This is a genomic window from Myxococcus sp. AM011, from assembly GCF_013372595.1.
Lineage (GTDB): Bacteria > Myxococcota > Myxococcia > Myxococcales > Myxococcaceae > Myxococcus > Myxococcus eversor.
Map to the genome: position 1 here is coordinate 1 of NZ_JABXEM010000092.1, position 20,110 is coordinate 20,110.

Annotated in this window: 14 protein-coding genes; 5 read left to right on the top strand and 9 right to left on the bottom strand. The window is 71.0% G+C overall.

The annotated features are described in order from the left end of the window. Positions 1-236 precede the first annotated feature (236 nt). Complete coding sequence (locus tag HUW62_RS20260; RefSeq protein WP_176435350.1) at positions 237-1,403, bottom strand: acyl-CoA dehydrogenase family protein; 1,167 nt, start codon at positions 1,401-1,403, stop codon at positions 237-239. Positions 1,404-1,490: 87 nt separating this feature from the next. Here HUW62_RS20260 and HUW62_RS20265 point away from each other — a divergent pair, with 87 nt between their 5' ends. Further along, complete coding sequence (locus HUW62_RS20265; RefSeq protein ID WP_176435351.1) at positions 1,491-2,504, top strand: NADP-dependent oxidoreductase; 1,014 nt, start codon at positions 1,491-1,493, stop codon at positions 2,502-2,504. 7 nt (positions 2,505-2,511) lie between these two features. Here the strand turns inward: HUW62_RS20265 and HUW62_RS20270 are convergent, their stop codons facing one another. The 5 genes from HUW62_RS20270 to HUW62_RS20290 all read right to left on the bottom strand — a co-directional run bounded on the left by HUW62_RS20270 (position 2,512) and on the right by HUW62_RS20290 (position 8,060). Then, the gene (locus tag HUW62_RS20270; protein WP_176435352.1) at positions 2,512-2,847 is read right to left on the bottom strand and encodes a hypothetical protein; all 336 of its coding nucleotides are present in this window, start codon (positions 2,845-2,847) and stop codon (positions 2,512-2,514) included. Positions 2,848-3,016: 169 nt separating this feature from the next. After that, positions 3,017-3,613 carry a hypothetical protein gene (locus HUW62_RS20275; RefSeq protein ID WP_240356436.1) on the bottom strand — a complete coding sequence of 199 codons (597 nt, stop codon included), beginning with the start codon at positions 3,611-3,613 and terminating at the stop codon, positions 3,017-3,019. Positions 3,614-3,627: 14 nt separating this feature from the next. Next, on the bottom strand, positions 3,628-6,108 hold the full coding sequence (locus HUW62_RS20280; protein ID WP_368670443.1) for a hypothetical protein: 2,481 nt from the start codon (positions 6,106-6,108) through the stop codon (positions 3,628-3,630). Positions 6,109-6,294: 186 nt separating this feature from the next. Then, the gene (locus tag HUW62_RS20285; RefSeq protein ID WP_176435353.1) at positions 6,295-6,606 is read right to left on the bottom strand and encodes a hypothetical protein; all 312 of its coding nucleotides are present in this window, start codon (positions 6,604-6,606) and stop codon (positions 6,295-6,297) included. Continuing rightward, the gene (locus HUW62_RS20290) at positions 6,603-8,060 is read right to left on the bottom strand and encodes a DUF6209 family protein (protein ID WP_176435354.1); all 1,458 of its coding nucleotides are present in this window, start codon (positions 8,058-8,060) and stop codon (positions 6,603-6,605) included. The genes HUW62_RS20285 and HUW62_RS20290 overlap by 4 nt, the downstream gene beginning before the upstream one ends. 185 nt (positions 8,061-8,245) lie before the next feature. On the opposite strand from HUW62_RS20290, the gene HUW62_RS20295 reads away from it, so the two are divergent. Continuing rightward, positions 8,246-8,737 (top strand): SgcJ/EcaC family oxidoreductase, encoded by a 492-nt coding sequence (locus HUW62_RS20295; RefSeq protein ID WP_240356437.1) that lies wholly within the window; start codon positions 8,246-8,248, stop codon positions 8,735-8,737. A gap of 22 nt (positions 8,738-8,759) precedes the next feature. Here HUW62_RS20295 and HUW62_RS20300 read toward each other — a convergent pair whose 3' ends face one another. Continuing rightward, on the bottom strand, positions 8,760-10,112 hold the full coding sequence (locus HUW62_RS20300) for a sigma-54 dependent transcriptional regulator (protein ID WP_163866403.1): 1,353 nt from the start codon (positions 10,110-10,112) through the stop codon (positions 8,760-8,762). Next, on the bottom strand, positions 10,109-11,320 hold the full coding sequence (locus tag HUW62_RS20305; protein ID WP_176435356.1) for a PAS domain-containing sensor histidine kinase: 1,212 nt from the start codon (positions 11,318-11,320) through the stop codon (positions 10,109-10,111). The genes HUW62_RS20300 and HUW62_RS20305 overlap by 4 nt, the downstream gene beginning before the upstream one ends. 150 nt (positions 11,321-11,470) lie before the next feature. Here HUW62_RS20305 and HUW62_RS20310 point away from each other — a divergent pair, with 150 nt between their 5' ends. The 3 genes from HUW62_RS20310 to HUW62_RS20320 all read left to right on the top strand — a co-directional run bounded on the left by HUW62_RS20310 (position 11,471) and on the right by HUW62_RS20320 (position 16,158). Beyond that, positions 11,471-12,619 (top strand): hypothetical protein, encoded by a 1,149-nt coding sequence (locus HUW62_RS20310; RefSeq protein WP_176435357.1) that lies wholly within the window; start codon positions 11,471-11,473, stop codon positions 12,617-12,619. A gap of 13 nt (positions 12,620-12,632) precedes the next feature. Continuing rightward, entirely contained in the window at positions 12,633-14,801 is a 2,169-nt protein-coding gene (locus HUW62_RS20315) for a bifunctional alpha,alpha-trehalose-phosphate synthase (UDP-forming)/trehalose-phosphatase (protein ID WP_163866406.1), read from the top strand. Positions 14,802-14,949: 148 nt separating this feature from the next. Then, entirely contained in the window at positions 14,950-16,158 is a 1,209-nt protein-coding gene (locus HUW62_RS20320; protein ID WP_163866407.1) for a serine hydrolase, read from the top strand. Positions 16,159-16,215: 57 nt separating this feature from the next. Here HUW62_RS20320 and HUW62_RS20325 read toward each other — a convergent pair whose 3' ends face one another. Continuing rightward, positions 16,216-19,875, bottom strand: a complete 3,660-nt coding sequence (locus HUW62_RS20325) for a DUF3857 domain-containing protein (RefSeq protein ID WP_176435358.1) — start codon at positions 19,873-19,875, stop codon at positions 16,216-16,218. Positions 19,876-20,110 lie beyond the last annotated feature (235 nt).

Below are 20,110 nucleotides of genomic sequence, written 5' to 3' on the forward strand. Positions count from 1 at the left end.
GGGCTGACGTGCGGGCGGGATGACAACTCGTCGGTGAGCGTGATGTACCGCCCGCCCTTCGCGTTCCGGGGCGGCACCCTGCGCGAGGTGGTGGTGGACGTGTCCGGCGAGCACCTGCACGACGAGCAGAAGGAACGCCAGACAGTGATGGCTCGGCAGTAGGGGGAGGCGACACGTCGTCGCCTGTGGGGCCCGGCCTCTTCCCTGCGCTTCAGGGAGGCCGGGCCCTTTTTTCTTCAGAGCACCGGCGTGGGCGGGTCGAACCCGAGCAGGATGCCGCCGGTGAGCTCCAGCGTGGGCCGCGCCACCATGGCGTGCTGGGTGATGGTGTGCACGTCGCGGAAGCAGCGCTGGAGCGCACTGGTGTGGAACACGGCGGGGCCGCCCGCGGCCTCGTACATGCGGTCCACCGCGCGCGCGGCGCTTCGTGTGGCGTGAGTCATGGCCAGACGCAGGTCGGCCCTGCCGCGGATGGAGACGGGGCCTCGGGTGGCTTCGTCGTGGAGGGCGTGGATGGTCTCCAGCGCGAAGGCGCGGGACGAGCGCACCTCGGCCTCCGCCTCGGAGATGGCCTCCTGCACGGCGGGGCGCGCGGCCAGCAGTCTGCGCTCCATCACCACCGTCTTCTGCCGGGCCAGCGTGGTCAGCTCGTCGATGGCGCGCCGGGCGATGCCCAGGGCCACGGCGGGGATGCCCAGGCCCAGGAGACCGAAGGGAAAGCCATACAGCGGGCGCGCGACATGAGGGGGCGCGAAGAAGGAGAAGCCGTGGTCGTCCGGGACGAAGAAGTCCTTCACCTCCATGTCACCGCTGCCGGTGCCGCACAGGCCGGAGGCGAACCAGGTGTCGTGGAGTGTGACGTCCTGGGCGGGGAGGAAGAACAAGCGCGTCTCCGGCACGCCCTCGCGCACCATGCGCGGCTTGCCGCCCTCCGTGACGAGGGCGCCGCCCACGAGCCAGTGACAGTGCCGGCTGCCGCTCGCCCAGGGCCAGCGGCCGGTGACGCGGTGGCCACCCTCGACGCGCTCGGCGCGGCCCAGGGGCGCGGCCACGCCTCCGGTGATGACGTCCGGCGCGGAGAAGATGGCGCGGCCCACGGGCTCCGGCAGCCACGCGGCCGTCAGCGCGGTGGCGGAGCCAATCATCGCGCTCCAGCCGGTGGCTCCGTCCGCGCGGGAGAGGGCCTCGATGACCTGGAAGGAGAGCGCGGGGTGCAGCTCCAGCCCGCCATAGGTCTCCGGAATCATCATCCGGAAGATGCTCGCGCGGGTGAGCTCCTGGACGAGGTCCTGGGGGAGATGGCGCGCGGCCTCGATTTCGGCGGAGCGCGCGGACAGGCGCGGCGCGAGCTCCACGGCGGCGGCGAGGAGGGGATGGGTGGGGAGTGGGCTGGAGCTCGTCATGGCCGACAGCCTAGGAAGTCCTGCGTCCTGGTTGCCAGCGGGGAGGTGGACGGAAGATGGTGGGGCGCCTCGAACCCGGAGCCGCCGATGAGCACCCTCCCGAGCCGTCAAGTCGTCCTCGCTCGCCACATTCCTCGACTGCCCGAGCCGGAGCACTTCCGCGTGGAGCGCGTGGACGTGGGCGAGCCTCAGGACGGGGAGCTTCGCGTGAAGACGCTGTTCGCGTCCGTGGACCCGGGCACGCTGGCCCGGTTGGGCGGTGTGGACTCGTATGCGCCGGCCCTCAAGTTGGGGGAGGTCATCGGCAGCGCGGCCGCGGGCGAGGTGCTGGAGTCGCGTGACGCGCGCTATGCCGTGGGCGATGTGGTGGTGGGGAGCTGGGGATGGCGGGAGCACGCGGTGGTGAGCGCTCGCGGGCTGCGCAAGGTAGAGCCTGGCGCGGAGTCCGTCTCGGCGGAGCTGGGGGTGCTCGGCATTCCCGGGCTGACGGCGTACTTCGGGATTCTTGACCTGGGCCGTCCCCAGGCCGGTGACACGGTGCTGGTGTCCTCCGCCGCGGGCGCGGTGGGTTCCATCTCGGGACAGATTGCCAAGAGGCAGGGGGCTCGCGCGGTGGGCATCGCCGGAGGCCCGGAGAAGTGCCGCTGGGTGGTGGAGGCGCTGGGCTTCGATGCCTGCATCGACTACCGAGCGGAGAAGGACCTGGCCGCCGCCATCCGACGCGAGTGTCCCCAGGGGGTGAGCGTGTACCTGGACAACGTGGGCGGCTCCACGCTGGACGCGGCGCTCACCTGCATGGCGATGAAGGGCCGGGTGGTGGTGTCGGGACTCGTCGCGGACTATGGCGTGCCACCGGAGGCGCGCGCGGGCTTGAAGAACACGCCGTTCCTCATCATCCAGCGGCTGCGCATGGAAGGCTTCGTGGTGTTCGACTACGCCGCGCGCTTCGGTGAGGCGCGGGCGGAGCTGCGGCGGTGGCTCCAGGACGGCTCGCTCCGTCACCGTGAGCACATCGTCGATGGACTGGAGTCCGCGCCCGCTGTGTTCGCCGGGCTGTTTCGTGGCGAGAACTTCGGGCGCGCGGTGGTCCGCGTCGCTTGAGAAGGAGTCAGCTTCCGCCGGGATGGGTGATGTAGCGCGTGCGCCCGTCGCCGAGGTCTTCCGCCCGAGGCCCTGTCACTGAGTCCACCGCGATGATGACGATGTCCTTGCGCTGGCCCAGCGCCACGAGTTCGCTGGGCCGGGGCTCCACGGGGCGCGAGCGTCCCCCTACGCCCTCGGGGAAGAAGAGCGCGTGGCCCTTCTCCAGATAGAGGACGGGGACGTGGGTGCCCTGGGTCTCCGCGTCGATGGGGACGAAGACATGCACGGTGTCCGACGCGGGCTCCCAGCGCGGCCCACACGAGGTGAGCAGCAGGAGCAGCGGAAGCATCCATGAACGCATGAGGGTTCTCCTTGCCTCGGCGTGAGAGCCGGGCAGTCCTTGATTCATGAGGTCCGCGACTCGCGGGCACAGAAAGGTCGTGCTCCGGGCGCGCGCTCGGAGCCCCGCCTCGTCGCGTGGCGCTCCGGCCGACATGCTTCCAGCCGGAGCGCTCAGGTGCTGTCGTTGCTCAAGTCGGCGGCGTGACGTCGCAGCGTCCCGAGGCCCTCTGGGAGAGGTCCTCCGCCACGGTGCGCAGCAGCGTGCCCGTCACGACGGAGCGGTCTGTCTCTCCCGCCCCCTCCGTCCGCGAGAGCCAGGAGGCCATGCGTCCCAGGCTGGCCGCCGTCACCACGTTCAGCTTCACCTCCACCTGGACGATGAGGCGCTCACCCTCCTCGGGCCGCGCCTCCAGGGTCCACGCGACGCGCTCCAACTCCAGCGTGGCGGGCCCCGCCGGGAGCGGCCTTCCATCCAGCACGTAGCCTTCCCGGGTGAAGACAATCACCTGGGTGAGTCGCGCGCCGTCTACCCGCGTGTTGAACCAGAGCGCGCGGCGCTTCCACAGCGTCAGCTCCACTTCCAGCTTCCCCGCCATCCCCAACCGCACCAGCCGGTCCAGCTCCGCCGAGAGGAACGCGAAGGCCTCCGAGCGAGCCAGCACGCGCCGCCCGGAGAGGGTGGCGGTGCAGGTGACGCGCGGCTCCTCCGCCCAGGCCCCGGGCGCGAACAGCCCCGCCGCGGCCACCAGGGCCGCGCCGAGCGTGCGTCTTGTCCGTGTCCCCATGCGTGTCATGGGCCTCAGAAGGTCCGCACGAAGAACAGGCGCGCCTCGGGCGTGGCCGTGGCCTTCTCGTCCGTGCGCCACGCGACATCCACGCGCACGTCGTCGGTGAAGTGGAACGTCCCTCCGACGCCCAGCCGCGCGTCCTGCCACTCACCCGCGCCGCGCACCGTGCCCAGGTCCGCGAAGAGGCCGAAGGCATGCCACCGGTACTCGGCCGTGCCCAGCACCGACACGTCGCCCTTGAACTCCTTGAAGCCGAAGCCTCGCAGCGCGCTCCAGCCGCCCAGCGCCTCGCGCTTCTGCTCGGGCAGGTTGTCGCCACCCGCGCCGCGCAGCCGCAGCCGCAGGCCCGTCTCCCAACCCGTGGGCACCACCATCGTCACGTCGCCGAGCAGCTTCCAGAAGCGCTCGTCCGGACCCGTCGCGGCGGGCCCCTCGCCCACCTCCAGCGTGACGAAGCCGTGCAGGAACGGGCTGTGTCCCCAGTCTCCATCCCCGTGGAACAGCGGCGTCTCCGGCGTGCGGAACAGCGAGCCCACCTTCGCGTCGCGAGGAGTCCCGCTGGCGTACTCCAGCCGCGCGATGACGGACTGGAAGCGGCCCTCGTCCACCGGCGCGTTGGGGAAGGGAGGCGAGTCGCGGCGGAACAGCGAGAGCGGCGGAGTGAAGCTGCGCAGCGTCTCGTAGCGGTCGGAGCGGTACTCGACGCCCGTGAGCCAGTCCTCGGACCAGCGGAAGGTGGCGAACGCCGCCACGCCCTTGCGGCGGAAGTAGTCGCGGTCCGGCCGATTCAAGAGCGCCGAGTAGATGGACGAGTCGATGTCGCTCATCCGCCACCGGTCCAGCGTGTCCGTGAAGTCGTACGCCTGACCGCCCAGCTCCGCGAGGCCCACCGCCGGAATCTCCACGCGCGCGCCGCCCAGCAGGTTCAGCTCGCGCTGACGCTTCGTGCCTTCCGGGTCATCCGGCAGGCGCTGTCCACCCCAGCGCAGGGGGATGAAGGCCGCGGCGTCCAGCGTGGTGTGGAGGCGGTCCTTCGAGTCCCAGATGCGCAGCGAACCCTCCAGGCCCGGCGCGAACCCCGTCACCTGTGTGTGCACGGGCAGCAGCTCCAGGTCCAGGTCCGGACGACGCGGACGCACGTGCACGACGAGGCGTCGTCCCTCCAGGGTGATGCCCGCGCCGTCGTGGCCGTGCCGCCAGGACTCGAACAGCTCGCGCCAGCTCAGGTCGAACTCGACCTGCTCACGGCGACGGCGCTCCTTGCGCTGGGCCTCCTGCGTCCGGTAGTGGCGCACGCCGTCGGCCGCGCGCTCCTCGACGATGCGCGCGTCACGTCGGCGCACGGCGTCGTCGGAGTCCGTGTCCACGCTCGCCGCCTGCAGGAAGGGCAGGCGCGACTCCAGGCGCTCCATGGCGCGTCGCGCGTCGCTGCGCAGGAAGACGTCTCCGGCCTTCAGGTCCAGCGCGGCGCGCACCCGCTCCGCGATGGAACCGTCCACGCCCACCACGTCCACGCCCTCCAGGCGGCCCTCGTCGACGATGACGGTGAGGTGGCCCTGAGGGGTGAGCGTGCCGGACAGGCTCGCGAGCATGTAGCCGTCGCCACGCAGGTCACGCAGCGCGCGCTGCAGCGCGGCCGTCACCCCGCCGAGGACGAGCCCCGGTCGGTACTCGTCGCGCTCCATCCGAGCGAGCCACTCCCGGGGCGGGCGCTGCGGCGGGCACGGCTTGCTGACGGTCAGCGTCCCGCGCACGCCATTCACGCGCAGGGTGGCGGTGAACTCCTCGTCGTCCTCGTCCTCGTCGGGGAAGCGGGGCGGCAGGCGGAACACCTCGTCGAGGATTTCGGTGCGCTGGAGGTCCTGGAGTCCTTCCACGTCCACCGACGTGACGACGGGGTTCTCCTCCAGGAGCACCTCCAGGACGACGGGGCCCTGTTCGGGGACGCGCAGGCGCGGCTCCACGCGGGCGAACAGTCCGGTGTGCGCAAGGCGGCGCAGCATCCGCTGGAGGTGGCGGGTGTGCAGGGGGGCGCGGGACTCCGCGGGCGGCGAGCCGATGAAGGCGCGCACCTGGTCCTCCGTGAGGCGCTTGAGCCCATGCAGCTCGATGACCTCCGGCGTGAGCGCGCGGCCATCCACGTTCAGCTCCAGCGGATGGAGGATGGCGAGGTCTTCCATCTCCTCGTCCAGGTAGTCCTCGTCGCAGGCCGCGCGCTTCTCCTTCTCGCGCCGACGCTCACGCCGGTCCGACGCGCGCTCGTTGCGCGACTCCGTCCGCGCCGCGCCACGTGCGTCCTCCTCGTCCTCCTCGGCCGCGCGCTCGTTGCGCGACTCCGAAGAGGACGCACGCGGCGCGGCGGGAGTGGGAGGCGGGCCGACAGTGCTGGTGGAGTCGGGCACGCCCGCGTCTGGCGCGGGCTGCGCGCTGGCGAGCAGGGAGACGAAGCAGAAGAGAAGCGCGAGGCGGTTCATGCGCATGGGACAGAGCACGCTGCGTTCCAGCCGCCGCGTCGGGGCAAGTGCTTGAAAGGACGAGAGCTGGCCAGCCTTGCCGATGTCATGGACACATCCTGATGTCGAATCGAGATGTGATACTGACATCGAGCCCGGCGATTGCCGCGAGCCGTCCGGTGCCCTCGGAACACGACTCCGGGTCCGGGGGGTCCGTGCCGCCGGTCAGCGCGGCTCCGCGGCCTCGTTCTCGCTCCACCACTTCAGCCACCCCTGGCGATTCGCCTCCAGGTTGCCCACCACTCCATCGCCGAACGTGGTGACACCGGTGATGCGGCGCAGGGCGGCGCCCCAGAAGACGCTGCCTTCGCGATAGCGCTCGATGATGAGCGGCACCGCGGGCCGTCCCAGCGCCACGAGCGCGTCGAACGACGGGTGCTCCAGGAACACGTAGGGATTGGACGACTCGCGATGCTCCGCGCAGTGCCGCTCCCACTCCTCGGCCAGGGCGTCGAAGCGGGCGCCGGGCGCGCTCATGAGCTGCTCACGGGGGACTGACGGGGACGCACGTAGACTCGCACGGGCGCACCATACGAAGGGCCGGTGAGGTCGTCAGCGCTGTTGTGACGGATGAGCGGCTGGGTGCCAATCTTGCTCGTGAAGCGGCCCTGCTCGTCCATCAGCGCGCCGTGCGTCACCTCGAGCGGACCCTTGCCCGTCATCGGCTTGCGGCCGTAGATGACCACCTTCTCCAGGCTGGAGTCGTGGCTCAAATCCAACGAGTCCATCGGCTTGTAGCCCTGCTCCGCGTACAGCTTGTCGAAGTCCTCCACGCGCGTGCCCGGCCAGACCCACTCGTCGCGCTTGCCCACCGTCCACGCGATGCAGTTGTAGCGCTCCGACGAAGGGCCGATGCCCACGAACTTGTCCGCGCTCAGGTTGGGGAAGCTCTTGCTCTTGAGCAGCTCGTTCTTCCAGCCCGGCTCGGCGTCGTCGCGCGTGACGTCGACGGAGAACTTGAAGTTCTGCCCGTTGGCCGAGTCCCACGTCGTGTTGTCGTCCGCCTTGCCCCGGAACCAGACCTGCATGTCCGTGGCCTCGAAGGGCACGCGGAGCGCCGGCAGGAAGTCGCCGCCCGCGTTGCCGGCCTGTCCCGCCTGGAGGTCGAGCGGGAACTCCAGGGGCGGCCCGCCGTTGAAGGACACGCAGGCGACGACGTCGGAGGGCGTCTTGCCGCCCGCGAGCGCCTTGAGGCGGTCCTGGTCATACGCGAGCTGGACCTTGTCTCCGGCGCGCAGCGTGCCGTCGACCTGCGTCTTGAAGTCCTCGGTGAAGGACACCGTCGCGCCCTCTTTCGAGGCCACTGACGCGTCGTTGCTCGGGTCCCACTGGTTGCTGACGCGCCCGTCGGCGCCGGTGGTGCGGAATGACAGCCGCACCAGGCCCGTGGCGTCGGGAGGAAGGGTGAACGTCCCGGGCTGGATGTTCAGCCGGCCATTCGCGTCACGGCTGCCGTCGGTCAGCGGAATCGCCGTCTCCGTGCCCCCGGGGACCAGCCGCCACACCAGCTCCACCTTCTCGTACTGCGACGAGAAGCGCGCCGGGTCCGCCGACACCGTCAGCGGCTTGCCCGCCTCGGCGTGGAAGGAGGGGCCTCGGCCGGGGCCCGTGGGCAGGCTCACCTGTCCCTGGCCTTCCACGAAGGCGTTGGCCTTCCGGCCGCCTTGCTCGAAGCGCGCCTCGTAGCCGGTGGCCGCGTGGAGCTGGGGCTGGATGTCGAGCGCCTTCGCGCTTACCGCCGTCGTCGCGGCGACTCCACCGAGCAGCGACGCGCTGACCTGGGGACGCGTGGCGCGGGACTCGAACTGGTCGACCTGCGCATGGCCCAGAGGCGCCTTCTCACCGGTGGGCCGGGCCGCGCGCTCACGCTCCATGCCGGACCCGGGCTGCGTGGCGGGAGTGAATGCGGGGCGGCCGATGCGGTTCGACATGGGGCGGCTCTTCCTGGTGGGGCGACCTGGGGATGGGTCCGGAGGGATTATCGCACCCGGGGCTTCCTGGGTTTCCTGCTGGCCGAGAATCGCGCGGGGAGTGCGAGTGCGGGAGACGCTGGGGCTCGGCTTCGCTCGGGCTTGTGGCAGGCTGCCGGGCCCTCTTCCAAGCAAGGAGCTTCACCGTGATTCGCAGTGTTCCCACCCGGTTGGCCCTGGTGTGCGCGTTGCTGCTGTCCCAGGCCTGCGCGCACGTCGACCCTGCGCGGGACGAGCAGGACATCCGTCAGATGGTGGACGTGCAGACCCAGGCGTGGAACCGCCAGGACGCGGTGGTGTGGTCCAAGGACTTCGCGCCGGACGCGGACTTCATCAACATCGTCGGCACGGTGTTCGAAGGACAGCCGCAGATTCAGGAGCGCCACGCGGCCATCTTCCAGACCCTCTTCAAGGGCAGTCAGGACAAGGTCACCATCCGGCGGGTGAGCTTCCCCGCGCGCGACGTGGCCGTGGTGGACACGACGCACGAGGTGACCGGACATGCGGGTCTGCCTCCCGGTGTCCAGAACACGGAGCCGGGTCTGCTGCGGACCCAGATGCGCTACGTGATGAACCGCGTGGACGGCACGTGGCGCATCGTCGCGGGGCAGAACACCGACGTGAAGCCCCGGCCGTAGCGCGAGGACGGTGTCGATGCGCTCAGGCCACCGGGAGCCCGAGCGCCTTGATTCGCCGGTAGAGGTTGCCTCGGTCCACCTGCAACAGCCGCGCGGCACCGGCGATGCTCTCGCCCTCCTGGAGCGCGGCGCGGATGAGCTCCCGCTCGAAGTCCTCCACGTGCTCGCGGTAGCTCTTCTCGCCGAGGCTGGGGCGCGTGGTGGGAGCCGTGGCCTGGGGCGCGACGACGGCCTCGGGTCCGAGCGTCAGCGGTCCTCCGCCTCGCAGCAGGTTGAGCCGCTCGATGACGTTGCGCAGCTCGCGCACGTTGCCGGGCCACGGGTAGGCGCGCAGCGCCGTCTCCGCGCCGGGGGCCAGCACGAGGGGTGCTTCTGGTCCGGCGAATTCGGCCGCGAAGGCGCGCGCCAGTGGGAGCAGGTCCTCGAGGCGCTCGCGCAGTGGCGGGATGTGCAGGGGCATGACGTTGAGGCGGAAGAAGAGGTCCTGACGGAAGCGTCCCTCTTTCACCGCGCGGGCCAGTTCCTGATGGGTCGCCGCGAGGATGCGCGCGTCCACCGGCACGGGTACCGAGCCGCCCAGTCGCTCCACTTCGCGCGTCTCCAGTACGCGCAAGAGCTTGGCCTGCAGCTCCAGCGGCATGTCGCCAATCTCGTCCAAAAGCAGCGTGCCACCGTGCGCCTGTTCGATGCGCCCCGCGCGCCGATTCACCGCGCCGGAGAACGCGCCCTTCTCATGGCCGAACAGTTCGCTCTCCAGCAGCGTGGCGGGAATCGCGGCGCAGTTGACGGCGACGAGTCGTCCCTTGCGTCCCGAGGCCAGGTGCAGCGCCCGCGCGACGCGCTCCTTTCCCGTGCCCGTTTCACCGGTAATCAGCACCGCCGTGTCGCTGGGCCCCACGCGCGCGATGAGCTGACGCAGGGCTCCCATGCTGGGACTGTCGCCGACGAGATGTCCTGGGCGTGCGAGCGCGTCCAGCAGTCGCTCGCGTTCCTCCTGGAGCGCGCCGAGCGCCAGGGCGTTGCGCAGCGCCGTGACGAGTCGCTCGGGTGAAGGGGGCTTCTCCACGAAGTCGGTGGCGCCGAGCTTCAGGGCCTGCGCGGCTTCTGATGGCGAGGCCTCGCCCGACAGGACGACGACGGGCACGGGCAGGGGACGCGGCAGTCGCGCGAGGAACTCCAGCCCCGTCTCGCCCGGCATGCGCAGGTCGAGCAGCATCATCGCGGGGAGGCCCTCGGGGGATTCGAGGACGCGGGTGGCCTCGGCGGTGGAGCGGGCCTCCACGGAGGTGAAGCCCTCGTCGCTCAAGAGGCCACGCAGGGCCTTGAGGACGCCAGGGTCGTCGTCGACGACGAGGATGCGGGGGCCGGGCTTCATGTCGTGGGCACGCGGGACGAAGGGGGAATGAAGGGCAGCTCCACGCGCGCGAGCGTACCGCCGCCGGGCGCGGGCTCCAGTCGGAGCGTGCCGCCGTGTTCGTGGGTGATTTTCTGGGAGATGGGCAGGCCCAGCCCACTGCCCTCGGGCTTGGTGCTGAAGAGACCGCGCGTGAGGGCCGCGCCCTCGATGACCGCGGGGACACCGCTGCCTCCATCCGTCACGGTGACGCGCACGGTGTGCTCCGTCGCGGCCTCCAGGGCGATTCGCACGGGAGGGGCGCCCTCGGTGGAGGCCTCGGCGGCGTTCTTCACGAGGTTGCCGAACAGGCGGCGCAGGCCGTCCGGGTCCGCGCGCAGCGAGACGTCCGGACCGGGTACGAGCTCCACGGGCACGGGCGAGGTCTCCGCGTACAGCGCGCGGATTTCGGAGAGCAGCGGGCGCAGGGGCACGTCCTGGAAGCGCGGGGCGGGCAGTCGCGCGAAGGTGGAGAAGCTCTGGGTCATCCGCATCAGCAGCTCCACTTCCTCCTGGAGCAGGGCCACGGACTCGGTGACGCGCGTGGCGTCCGAAGGGGACCCGGTGTCCGCGCGAGACAGGCGCGCGAGTGAGAGCTTCATCGCGGTGAGGGGATTCTTCAGCTCGTGGGCGAGCGAGCGGGCCACGTCCTGCCATGCGGCGATCTGCTCGGCGGATTTGAGTCGCTCGCGCTGGGCGACCAGCTCCTGGCCCATGCGGTTGAACTGTCCCAGGAGGAACTGAAGCTCGTCCCGGGGCGGGTCCGTCGCGGGCAGCCGCACCGAGAGGTCGCCTCGCGCATAGGCCCACATGCCCTCGGTCAAGGTCGTCACCGGCCGGGTCAGCGCACGACCGAGCAGCACGGCGGCCACCGCCAGCACGCAGCCCGAGACGAGGACGAGGACGGTGATGAACGCGGGCACGCGCCGCACCAGGGCCCGACGTGTCAGCTCCGCCTGGGCCAGATGGAGTCGAGCTTCGTCCAGGGAGCCGCGAGGCAGGCCCCGGCGCTCCAGGTCCAGGGACACGTCATCCAGCACCGCCTCCACGGGGGCCACCGAGACGGACAGCACCCGCTCCAGCGCGCCCTGGGCCACGACGCCCAGCAGCACCAGTGGGACGAGCCCCGCGAGCAGCATCACCGCCAGCAGCCGGCGACGGAAGCGAGGGGGCGGGGGAGTCGAGGGCATGGCGGACGCGGGCTCACGGCGGAAGGGCGACAGGCGCACTACGCGGGAGGCGCGCCGCGCTTGCCTCGGGGTTGTATCGCCCCGGCGGCCCATCGCCCAATCCGAGCCTGGGTGCCGGTCGACTTGGGGGCTGATAGCCTCACGGTCCGGATGCCCCGCCTCCTCGCGCCCTCTCAGAGCTGGTTGTTCGGTCCGCGCGTGGACCTCGCTGTCTTCGCCGGCAGTGCGCTCATCTCCGTGGCCCTCGTGCTCGCGTCCCCGTGGCTGGGGACGGTGGGGGACACGCCTGTGTGGGCGTGGCTCCTGCTCGTCGTCTGCGTGGACGTGGCCCACGTCTGGTCCACGCTGTTCCGCACCTACCTGGACCCGGAAGAACTGCGCCGACGCCCCGGTCTGTACATGGCCGCGCCCCTCGTCGCCTGGGTAGCGGGCGTGCTGGCGCACCAGGTGTCACCGGGCGCGTTCTGGACGCTCTTCGCCTACGTGGCCCTGTTCCACTTCGTCCGTCAGCAGTACGGCTGGGTGGCGCTGTACACGCGCAAGGCCCGCGCCTCCGACTTCGAGCGTCGCCTGGACGCCGCCGCCATCTACGCCGCCACCGTGGGCCCCGTCGTGTGGTGGCATGCGAACCTGCCCCGCGCGTTCTGGTGGTTCGTGGAGGGCGATTTCCTCCCGGGCCTCCCCACGTGGATGGGCACGCTGGCGCTGGCGCTGCATGCGGTGGTGCTGGTGGCGTGGCTCGGCTTCCAGGGGCTGCGCGTCGCGCGTGGCGAGGGCCTCCAGGTCGGCAAGGTGCTGCTCGTCGGCGCCACGTGGGTGACGTGGTTCGGCGGCATCGTCCTCGCGCGCGACGACTTCACCTTCACGGTGATGAACGTCGTGCTGCACGGCGTGCCGTACTTCGCGCTGCTGTTCCGCTACTCGCGCGGACGCGGCGAGGAGGGCCGCTATGGCGCGGCGGGCGCCGTGCTCCGCGCGGGGCTCCCTGGCTTCCTCCTGTTCCTCGTCGCGCTGGCGTTCACCGAGGAACTGTTGTGGGACCGCTTCATCTGGCACGACCGGCCCGACCTTTTTGGAAGTGCGGGCGTGGGACTCTCGCCGGACCTGCGGGCGCTGGTGGTGCCGCTGCTCGCGTTGCCGCAGGCCACGCACTATGTGCTGGATGCGTTCATCTGGAAACCGGGCCGCGAGCCCGCGCTGTTGGCTCGCCTCGGATGGGCGCCGCGCGCCGCGCTCGAGGGTCCACCAATCGCCACCTCGCGCGATTCGAAGATGGCCATTCGAGGAGGGAGTGAATAAGGGTCAGGGGCCTATGCCTCGACTCCTGCTCGTCTCCAATCGTCTCCCCGTCACCGTCAAGGCGGAGAAGGACAGCGTCTCCGTGGTGAGCAGTGCCGGCGGACTCGCCACGGGGTTGCGCAGACCTCATGAACGCTCCGGAGGCCAGTGGATTGGCTGGCCCGGCGAGATGAGCCGGTTGTCGGAAACCCAACGCGCCAGGGTGGAGGAGCAGCTCGCGGAGCAGCGCTACGTGCCCATCCACCTCACCCCGAGCGAGGTGGCCCGGTACTACGAGGGCTACTCCAACCGGGTCCTCTGGCCGCTGTGCCACTACATGCTGGACCGCATCCCCCGGCAGGACCGCGACTGGGACGTGTACCGCAAGGTCAACGAGCGCTTCGCGGACCTCACCGCGAAGCAGTACCAGCCGGGCGACACCATCTGGGTGCATGACTACCAGTTGATGCTGGTGCCAGGGATGTTGCGACAGCGGCTCCCCGAGGCCCGCATCGGGTACTTCCACCACATCCCGTTCCCCTCGTCGGAAATCTTCCGCACGCTGCCCAGGCGCGAGGCGCTGCTGAAGGGCCTGCTCGGCGCGGACCTCATCGGCTTCCACACCGTGAGCTACGTGCGGCACTTCTCCGGCTCCCTGTTGCGCCAGCTCGGCCTGGACACGGATGTGGACCGCATCATGTGGGAAGGCCGGCAGGTGCGCGTGGGCGCCTTCCCCATGGGCATCGACTCGGACTCCTTCGACACGCTCGCGAAGGAGGAGAACGTGCTGGAGGAGGTGGCCTCCCTGCGCCGCGGCGCGGAGGGCCAGCGCATCCTCTTGGGCATCGACCGGCTCGACTACACCAAGGGCATCCCCCGCAGGCTCCTGGCGGTGCAGCGCGTGCTGGAGCGCGAGCCCTCGTGGCGCGGGCGCCTGCGCTTCATCCAGGTGGCAGTGCCCAGCCGGACGCAGGTGGAGGCGTACGCCACGTACCGCGAGCAGGTGAACGAGCTGGTGGGCCGCATCAATGGCCAGTACGGCACCGTGCGGAACGTGCCGGTGCACTACCTCTACCGCTCCTTCAACGAGAAGCAGCTCGCCGGGCTGTACCGCGCGGCGGACGTCATGCTCGTGACGCCCGTGCGGGACGGCATGAACCTGGTGGCCAAGGAGTTCTGCGCCTCCCGGCCGGACGAGGACGGCGTGCTGGTGCTCAGCGAGTTCGCCGGCGCCGCCGACGAGCTGAACAAGGCGCTCACCGTCAACCCGTACGACGTGGAGACGACGGCGGACGCGATTGAGCAGGCGCTGGAGATGGGCGAGCACGAGCGCCGCGAGCGCATGCGTGCCCTGCGCGCGCAGGTGAGGGCCCACGACGTGCATTGGTGGGTGTCCTCCTTCCTGGGCCGGCTCCAGGGCCTGCCCTCGGTCTCCATCCGCGACGTGAAGGGCGGCGCGGAGGCGCTGGAGGTCATGAAGTCGGCGCGGCACCTGTCGCTGATGCTCGACTACGACGGGACGCTGGTGGGCTTCGCGGCCCGGCCGGAGCTGGCCGCGCCGGATGACGCCCTGCGCGCGCTGCTGGCGAAGCTGGTGGCGCGGCCGAACACCACGGTGAGCGTGGTCAGCGGCCGGCCCAAGGAGACGCTGGAGGCGTGGTTCGGAGCGCTGCCCATGGGCCTGCACGCGGAGCATGGCCTGTGGTCCCGCCCCAAGCCGTCGGATGCGTGGCGGATGCTGGACGGCGTGACGGCGGAGTGGAAGGACGCCGCGCGCCCCATGCTCGACGAGTTCGCCGCGCGCGTGCCGGGCTCGTTCGTGGAGGAGAAGTCCGCGTCGCTGGCGTGGCACTACCGCCAGGTGGACCCGGAGTTCGGCGCGCTCCAGTCCCGCGAGCTGCGGCTGAAGCTGGCGGAGACCTTCGCCCGTCGTCCCGTGGACATCCTCCCCGGAGACAAGGTGGTGGAGGTGCGGCCCCACGGTGTGAACAAGGGCCGCGTGGTGGACTCGGTGACGCGTCAGCTGCCGCCGGGCACGCTGGTGGTGGCCGTGGGCGATGACCGCACGGACGAGGACATGTTCGCGGCCATGCCCGAGGGCGGGCTCACGATTCACGCGGGCAACAAACCCTCGCGCGCCACGTATCGCGTCAGCGGTCCGGAGGACGTGCGCAAGCTCCTGTCCGCGCTCGTGGAGTCGTGACGCCGCACCGGAGGGTAACGGCACGGTGGCGGCTCGACGATTTCGGTGACGAGTCGTAGGACATTCCACGAAAGGCCTACGAGTCGGGTGACAGGCCTCCTCTCCGCTGGTGTTCTGCTCCCGGGCCGATTTTCACGGGAGATGGAACATGGATGTCCCGCGCCGGGGTCTGCGGGTGGGTGCAGCGGTGCTGGTGGTGAGCTTCTCGGGGGCGGGATGTGGCCCAGGTGACGATGCCGCCACCAACGAAGTGGAGACCAGTGAACAGGGGCTGGACTGGGAGCAGTCGCTCCTGGCGCCTCTGGACCGGGACGCGCTGCGCCGCGTCCTCACGGGCCTTCCGGACGCGAATACGACGGCGGCGCAGGTCCGCATCAATGGCGCCGCGGGTCGCTGGCTCGGAGCGTCCGGCGTCGCGGATGTCCACGCGGGCACGCCCGTGCCCACGGATGCGCGCTTCCGCATCGGCAGCATCACGAAGACGTTCACCGCCACCGTGGTGTCGCAGCTCGCCGCGGAGCGCCGCGTGGACCTGGACCGGCCGGTGCAACATTACCTGCCCGGCCTCCTGCCCCCCACCTTCGGCCTCATCACCGTGCGGCAACTGCTGAACCACACGCACGGCCTGCCCAACGTCCCGCTGCCGTCGAAGGACCCGGAGTGGTTCTCCGACAACCGGTTCCGTCGCTGGTCGCCCCGGGAGCTCGTCGCGCTGGCGCTGCCCCAGGGGCCCCGCTTCGCGCCGGGCACCCAGCAGGAGTACGGCAACATCGGCTACCTCGTGGCGGGGCTGCTCATCGAGAAAGTCACCGGCCGGCCCTACAGCCACGCGGTGCGCGAGCGAATCCTGGCGCCGCTCCACCTGCGCGACACGTCCGTGCCCGGCAATGACCCGACGATTCCCGGGCCCCACGCGCGCGGCTACGAGGCCGTCACCGGCCCGGACGGCACGGTGAGCCTGGTCGACATCACCGAGGCGAACCAGTCCATCCCCTGGGCCGCCGGGGAGATGCTCTCCACCACGGCCGACCTGGACACGTTCCTCTCCGCGCTCTTCCGGGGCTGGCTGTTGCCGCCCGCGCAGCTGCGGGAGCTGTTCACCGTGCCGGACGTGCTCACGCCGGAGGGTGCTCCCGCGAGCCACGGCGCGGGCCTGACGCGCTTCGAGGTCAACGGCCTGACGCTGTGGGGCAAGAGCGGAGACCGGCACGGCTACAACAACGGCATGGGGGCCACGCGGGATTTGCGCCGGCGCCTGGTCTACTCCGTCAACACGCTGCACATGGGGCAGGAGCGGCCCGCCATCGCCGACCGCATCGTCGCCACCACCTTCGCCGCCCGCGCGCCCCGCCCCTGAAGCGGGACGCACGGCCTTCCGCCCACGCCAGACGCGGGGCGGAAGTTTCGCGACGAGCTACCGCACGAGGGACGCGGTGCGACCGCCGGGGCCCTGGATGATGACCCGGCGACCGAAGGCGCGGTCCACGCGGCCGAGGAACTCCCTGAACTCGGGGTACTCGTCCGCCTTCACGCGCGCGACGGAGAGCTTCACCTCGCCCTCGGCGATGAGCCTGCCCTCCTCCACGCGGTAGGTGAGCTTGAGGCGGCCGAACGCGTTCGTCTCCTCCACCGCCTGCGGCAGCTCCGTCACGGACCAGCCCGCGGGCAGCGTGTAGCGCAGGTTGAAGTTGTTGACCCACGGGCTCTGCATCACCAGGTCGAACCGGCGCTCCGCCAGCGGGGCGAAGGCCTGCTGGTAGGTGCGGCCCGTGCCGAAGGGCAGGAAGCGCACGGCGTTGGGCATCACCTCCGCGTAGCGGGGGATGCTCATGAGGAAGTCCATCGTCACGTCGTCATCCAGACGGGTGGTGTCACTCAGCGACACCTGGTTCACCGTCAGGCCGGGGAAGCTCTGCGCCCACGCCCGCTCGAAGGTGGACTTGCGCGTGGCCTCCGGACGGTAGGCCCGGCGGTACTCCGGCGCGCTCTGGCCGCTCACGGAGCTGACGCCCTTCACCTCCGCGCTGCCGTCCGCGCGCAGCGTCACGTCCATCTTCAGGCCCGTGGCGTTGTCCTCGGCCTTCGCCTCCGGCGTGGTGAGGAAGGTGCTCTTGCCGTCCGGCTCCACCACCAGCACGTTGGCCACCCGGTCCGCGCTGGGCAGCTCCTTCGCCCCGTGGAACTCCGCCGTGCCATCCAGGTACAAATCGAACTTGGGAACATACGCAATCGCGTGGTTGAAGGCCGCCAGGCTCGCGGGCTCCGCGTCCAGCGCGCCCAGGTTGCGCATGCGCAGGAGGACGAGCCGGCTGTCCACGCCCGCCACCCGCAGCATCGAGTGGATGAGGCTCGCCTTGTCCTTGCAGTCGCCGAAGCGCCGCGACAGCACGCGGTCGACTCGATAGGGCTTGAAGCCGTGGATGCCGAACTCGAGCGCGACGTAGCGCGTGTTCGTCACCACGAAGTTGTAGATGGCGCGCACCACCGCCAGCTCGTTCTTCCGGTCCACGCCCTGGAGCACCTGGTCCACCGTCTGCTTCAGCTCCGTGTTTGGCTGGAGCTGGTCCCGGACGAGGCCCCACCAGTAGCGGCCCACCTGGTCCCATGTCTGGTAGGTGGAGACGTGGAGGTTCTGCGCGACTTCCGCCCAGCCCGGCATGCCCGGCTCCGGAACGACCTTGGCCACGTGCTTCGAGTTCCACCGGTACAGCACGCGCCCGCCGTCCACTGGCTCCTGCGTGCTCTCCACGCCCTGCAGCCGGCTCTTGTTCCAGTAGAGCGGGCGCTCCTTGGGCATCTCCACCAGGTACTGGAAGCGCAGCTTGGGATAGACGCCCTGCACGCTCTCCACGTCACCCCAGTAGTCCGACAGGAGGTTCTCCTGCGCGGTGTCGTCCAGGCGGTACGTCACCTCCAGCGTGTCGCCGGCGGCCAGGGACGGGAAGGAGAGCACCTTGGCGCGGGCGTCGTAGTACATGCCCGTCCACGGCTCGTTGATGTTGCGGTCGTTCTCCCCGTAGCTCTCCACCACGGAGCCGTCCGTCTTCGTCACCCGGGCGCGGAGGATGCGCACCTCCTGCCGGTCCGGGGAGTAGGTGATGGGCAGGGTGCGGAAGGCGTCCACGCCGCGCGCGTTCTGCACCTTCACCACCATCTGCGTCAGCCGGCTGGACAGGCCGCTCTTCTGGACATGCACGAAGGTGTTGTCGACCAGGTAGATGGCGTCCTCGTGGACGTACGCCTCGGCCTCCCTGGCCAGGGGCCTGGCGTCCACCACGTGCTGCATGCCGGCGCCGGCGCCCTCGCCCTTGAGGGCGCGCAGGGCCTCCTTCAGGCCGGGGTTCTGCGGACGCAGCACCAGCGATTTCTCGAAGGCGGCCAGCGCGGGCTCGCGGCGGCCCGCGGCGAGCAGGGCGCGGCCCTCGCGCTCGTAGACCTCCGGCTCATCCGGGGACAGGGCGCGGGCCTCCGCGAAGAGGGCCATCGCCGGCTCCACCTCGCCGTTGCTGGCCTTCAGCTCCGCCAGCCGCACGCGCGAGCCGTTGTCGAACGGGTTGAGGGCGACCAACTGCGCGTACTCGCGCTCGGCGGCCTCCACCTCGCCGGAGTCCGCCAGCAGCGAGGCCAGCGCGCGGCGCGTGCCAGTGTCGTCGAAGCGCAGCGCCAGCACCACGCGCATCCGGTCCATCGCCTCGCGGTTGCGGCCGAGCTGCCGGGAAATCTGCGCCGCGTTGCGCACCGCGCGCGGCTGACGGGGCTGGTACCGGAAGGCCTCCTCCACCAGCGCGTGCGAGCGCGGGCGCTCACCCAGGGCCTCGTGGGCGCGAGCCAGCACCAGGCGGGCGGAGGCATCCTCGGGCGTCTTCTCCAGCACGGGCGTCACCAGCGCGATGACGCGCTCGGGGTGGCCGCGCTCCAGCTCGAAGTCCGCCAGGGCCACGCGGGCCTCGGGCAGCGTGGGGTCCGCGGCCACGGCGGCCTCCAGGAAGCGGCGGCGCTCGTTCAGGTCATCGCGCTGGAGGCTCGCCGCGAGCATCTGCAGGCGCGCGTCCTTGGGCGCCAGCTCCGCCGCGCGCGTGGCTTCCGCGGTGGCGGTGTGCTCGCGGTCATCGAAGCCCCGGAAGAAGCCGAGCACCCGCGCGTAGTCCCCGCGCAGCGCCGCGTCGTCGGGGTTCCTCTCCACCATGGCCCGCAGCGCGGAGGTCAGCGTGGGCAGCGTCTGGGGAGCGGGGGCCGCGCCGCGCTCCACCGCGGGGGCCTTGGCGGGCAGCGACGCGCGCACGGACGGCGACTCCTGGCGCAGGTAGAAGCCGAGCGGGCCCGTCTCCTGGCACACCTTGAGGAGCACGCGGTTGAGGCCCTTGCGCAGCTTCACGGACACGCGGGACTGGTCCGGGCGCGGCAGGTTGTACCGGTCCTCCTTCGCGGCGAGCTGTCCGTTCACCCACAGGCGGAAGGCGCCGGAGGTGCCCAGGCCCAGCGCCACGCGCGTCTCCTGCGAGGACTCCAGCCAGGTGACGGCGTAGGCCACGGCCTCGCGGTTGGGGCGCACGGCGGTGGCCAGGTCCACGTAGCCATCCGCGGTGTTCGCGGTCAGCTTGCGCCAGGACACCTGACGTCCCTTGGCGCCCGCGTATGTCGCGCCCAAGTCCAGGCTGGCCGCCTCGGGGCCGAAGTCCGTGTCACAGCCGGACTTGCCCTCGTTGTCGAAGCCGCCGACGACGTAGTAGTCGCCCATGAAGCCCATCCACGTCTTCACCTCGCCCGCGCGCGTCAGCCGGCCCCGGGCGCGCTCGGTGTCCAGGAGGAGCAGCTGCGCGGTGGCGCGGGTGTTCGCATCGAACTGCCGCCGCGAGGCCACGTACGAGTAGGTGCTCACCAGCGGCGTGAGGTCCTCCACCTCGTCCACCAGCGAGTGCAGCCGGAGGAGACCCGCGGCGCCCCGAGGCGAGGACGCCTGCTTCAGCGCCTCGGCCGCGTACAAGCGGGCTGTCTCGTCCGCCGCGGGCCGGGCCTGCACCCAGAGGGGGCAGGTGAGCACGAAGACTGCGGCCAGCGATGTGAAGCGGGACATCCGTTCTCCTCGGTGCGACATGCGTGTGGGGCGAGGGCCCCGCGTATTCCGGGGCCGCCGACGCCGATGAACAGGCGGGCCCTTCGGGGCCTTCCCCTGCATGCGGCCCTGGATGGCGGACAGGCAACCGAAAACGTCACCCGGCGTGCAGAGGGGAACGGGGTAGGTGCGGGTAGGTTTTGGGCGGCTCCAGGCGGTTCAATCGCTTGGGGTCTCGAAAACCCCGCCTAGACTG

Bases quoted from the DNA above. Each gene is read 5' to 3' on its own strand.
- HUW62_RS20325 (WP_176435358.1), bottom strand. From the start codon at position 19,875: ATGTCCCGCTTCACATCGCTGGCCGCAGTCTTCGTGCTCACCTGCCCC.
- HUW62_RS20285 (WP_176435353.1), bottom strand. From the start codon at position 6,606: ATGAGCGCGCCCGGCGCCCGCTTCGACGCCCTGGCCGAGGAGTGGGAG.
- HUW62_RS20310 (WP_176435357.1), top strand. From the start codon at position 11,471: ATGCCCCGCCTCCTCGCGCCCTCTCAGAGCTGGTTGTTCGGTCCGCGC.
- HUW62_RS20300 (WP_163866403.1), bottom strand. From the start codon at position 10,112: ATGAAGCCCGGCCCCCGCATCCTCGTCGTCGACGACGACCCTGGCGTC.
- HUW62_RS20270 (WP_176435352.1), bottom strand. From the start codon at position 2,847: ATGCGTTCATGGATGCTTCCGCTGCTCCTGCTGCTCACCTCGTGTGGG.
- HUW62_RS20320 (WP_163866407.1), top strand. From the start codon at position 14,950: ATGGATGTCCCGCGCCGGGGTCTGCGGGTGGGTGCAGCGGTGCTGGTG.
- HUW62_RS20305 (WP_176435356.1), bottom strand. From the start codon at position 11,320: ATGCCCTCGACTCCCCCGCCCCCTCGCTTCCGTCGCCGGCTGCTGGCG.
- HUW62_RS20275 (WP_240356436.1), bottom strand. From the start codon at position 3,613: ATGGGGACACGGACAAGACGCACGCTCGGCGCGGCCCTGGTGGCCGCG.
- HUW62_RS20260 (WP_176435350.1), bottom strand. From the start codon at position 1,403: ATGACGAGCTCCAGCCCACTCCCCACCCATCCCCTCCTCGCCGCCGCC.
- HUW62_RS20315 (WP_163866406.1), top strand. From the start codon at position 12,633: ATGCCTCGACTCCTGCTCGTCTCCAATCGTCTCCCCGTCACCGTCAAG.
- HUW62_RS20290 (WP_176435354.1), bottom strand. From the start codon at position 8,060: ATGTCGAACCGCATCGGCCGCCCCGCATTCACTCCCGCCACGCAGCCC.
- HUW62_RS20265 (WP_176435351.1), top strand. From the start codon at position 1,491: ATGAGCACCCTCCCGAGCCGTCAAGTCGTCCTCGCTCGCCACATTCCT.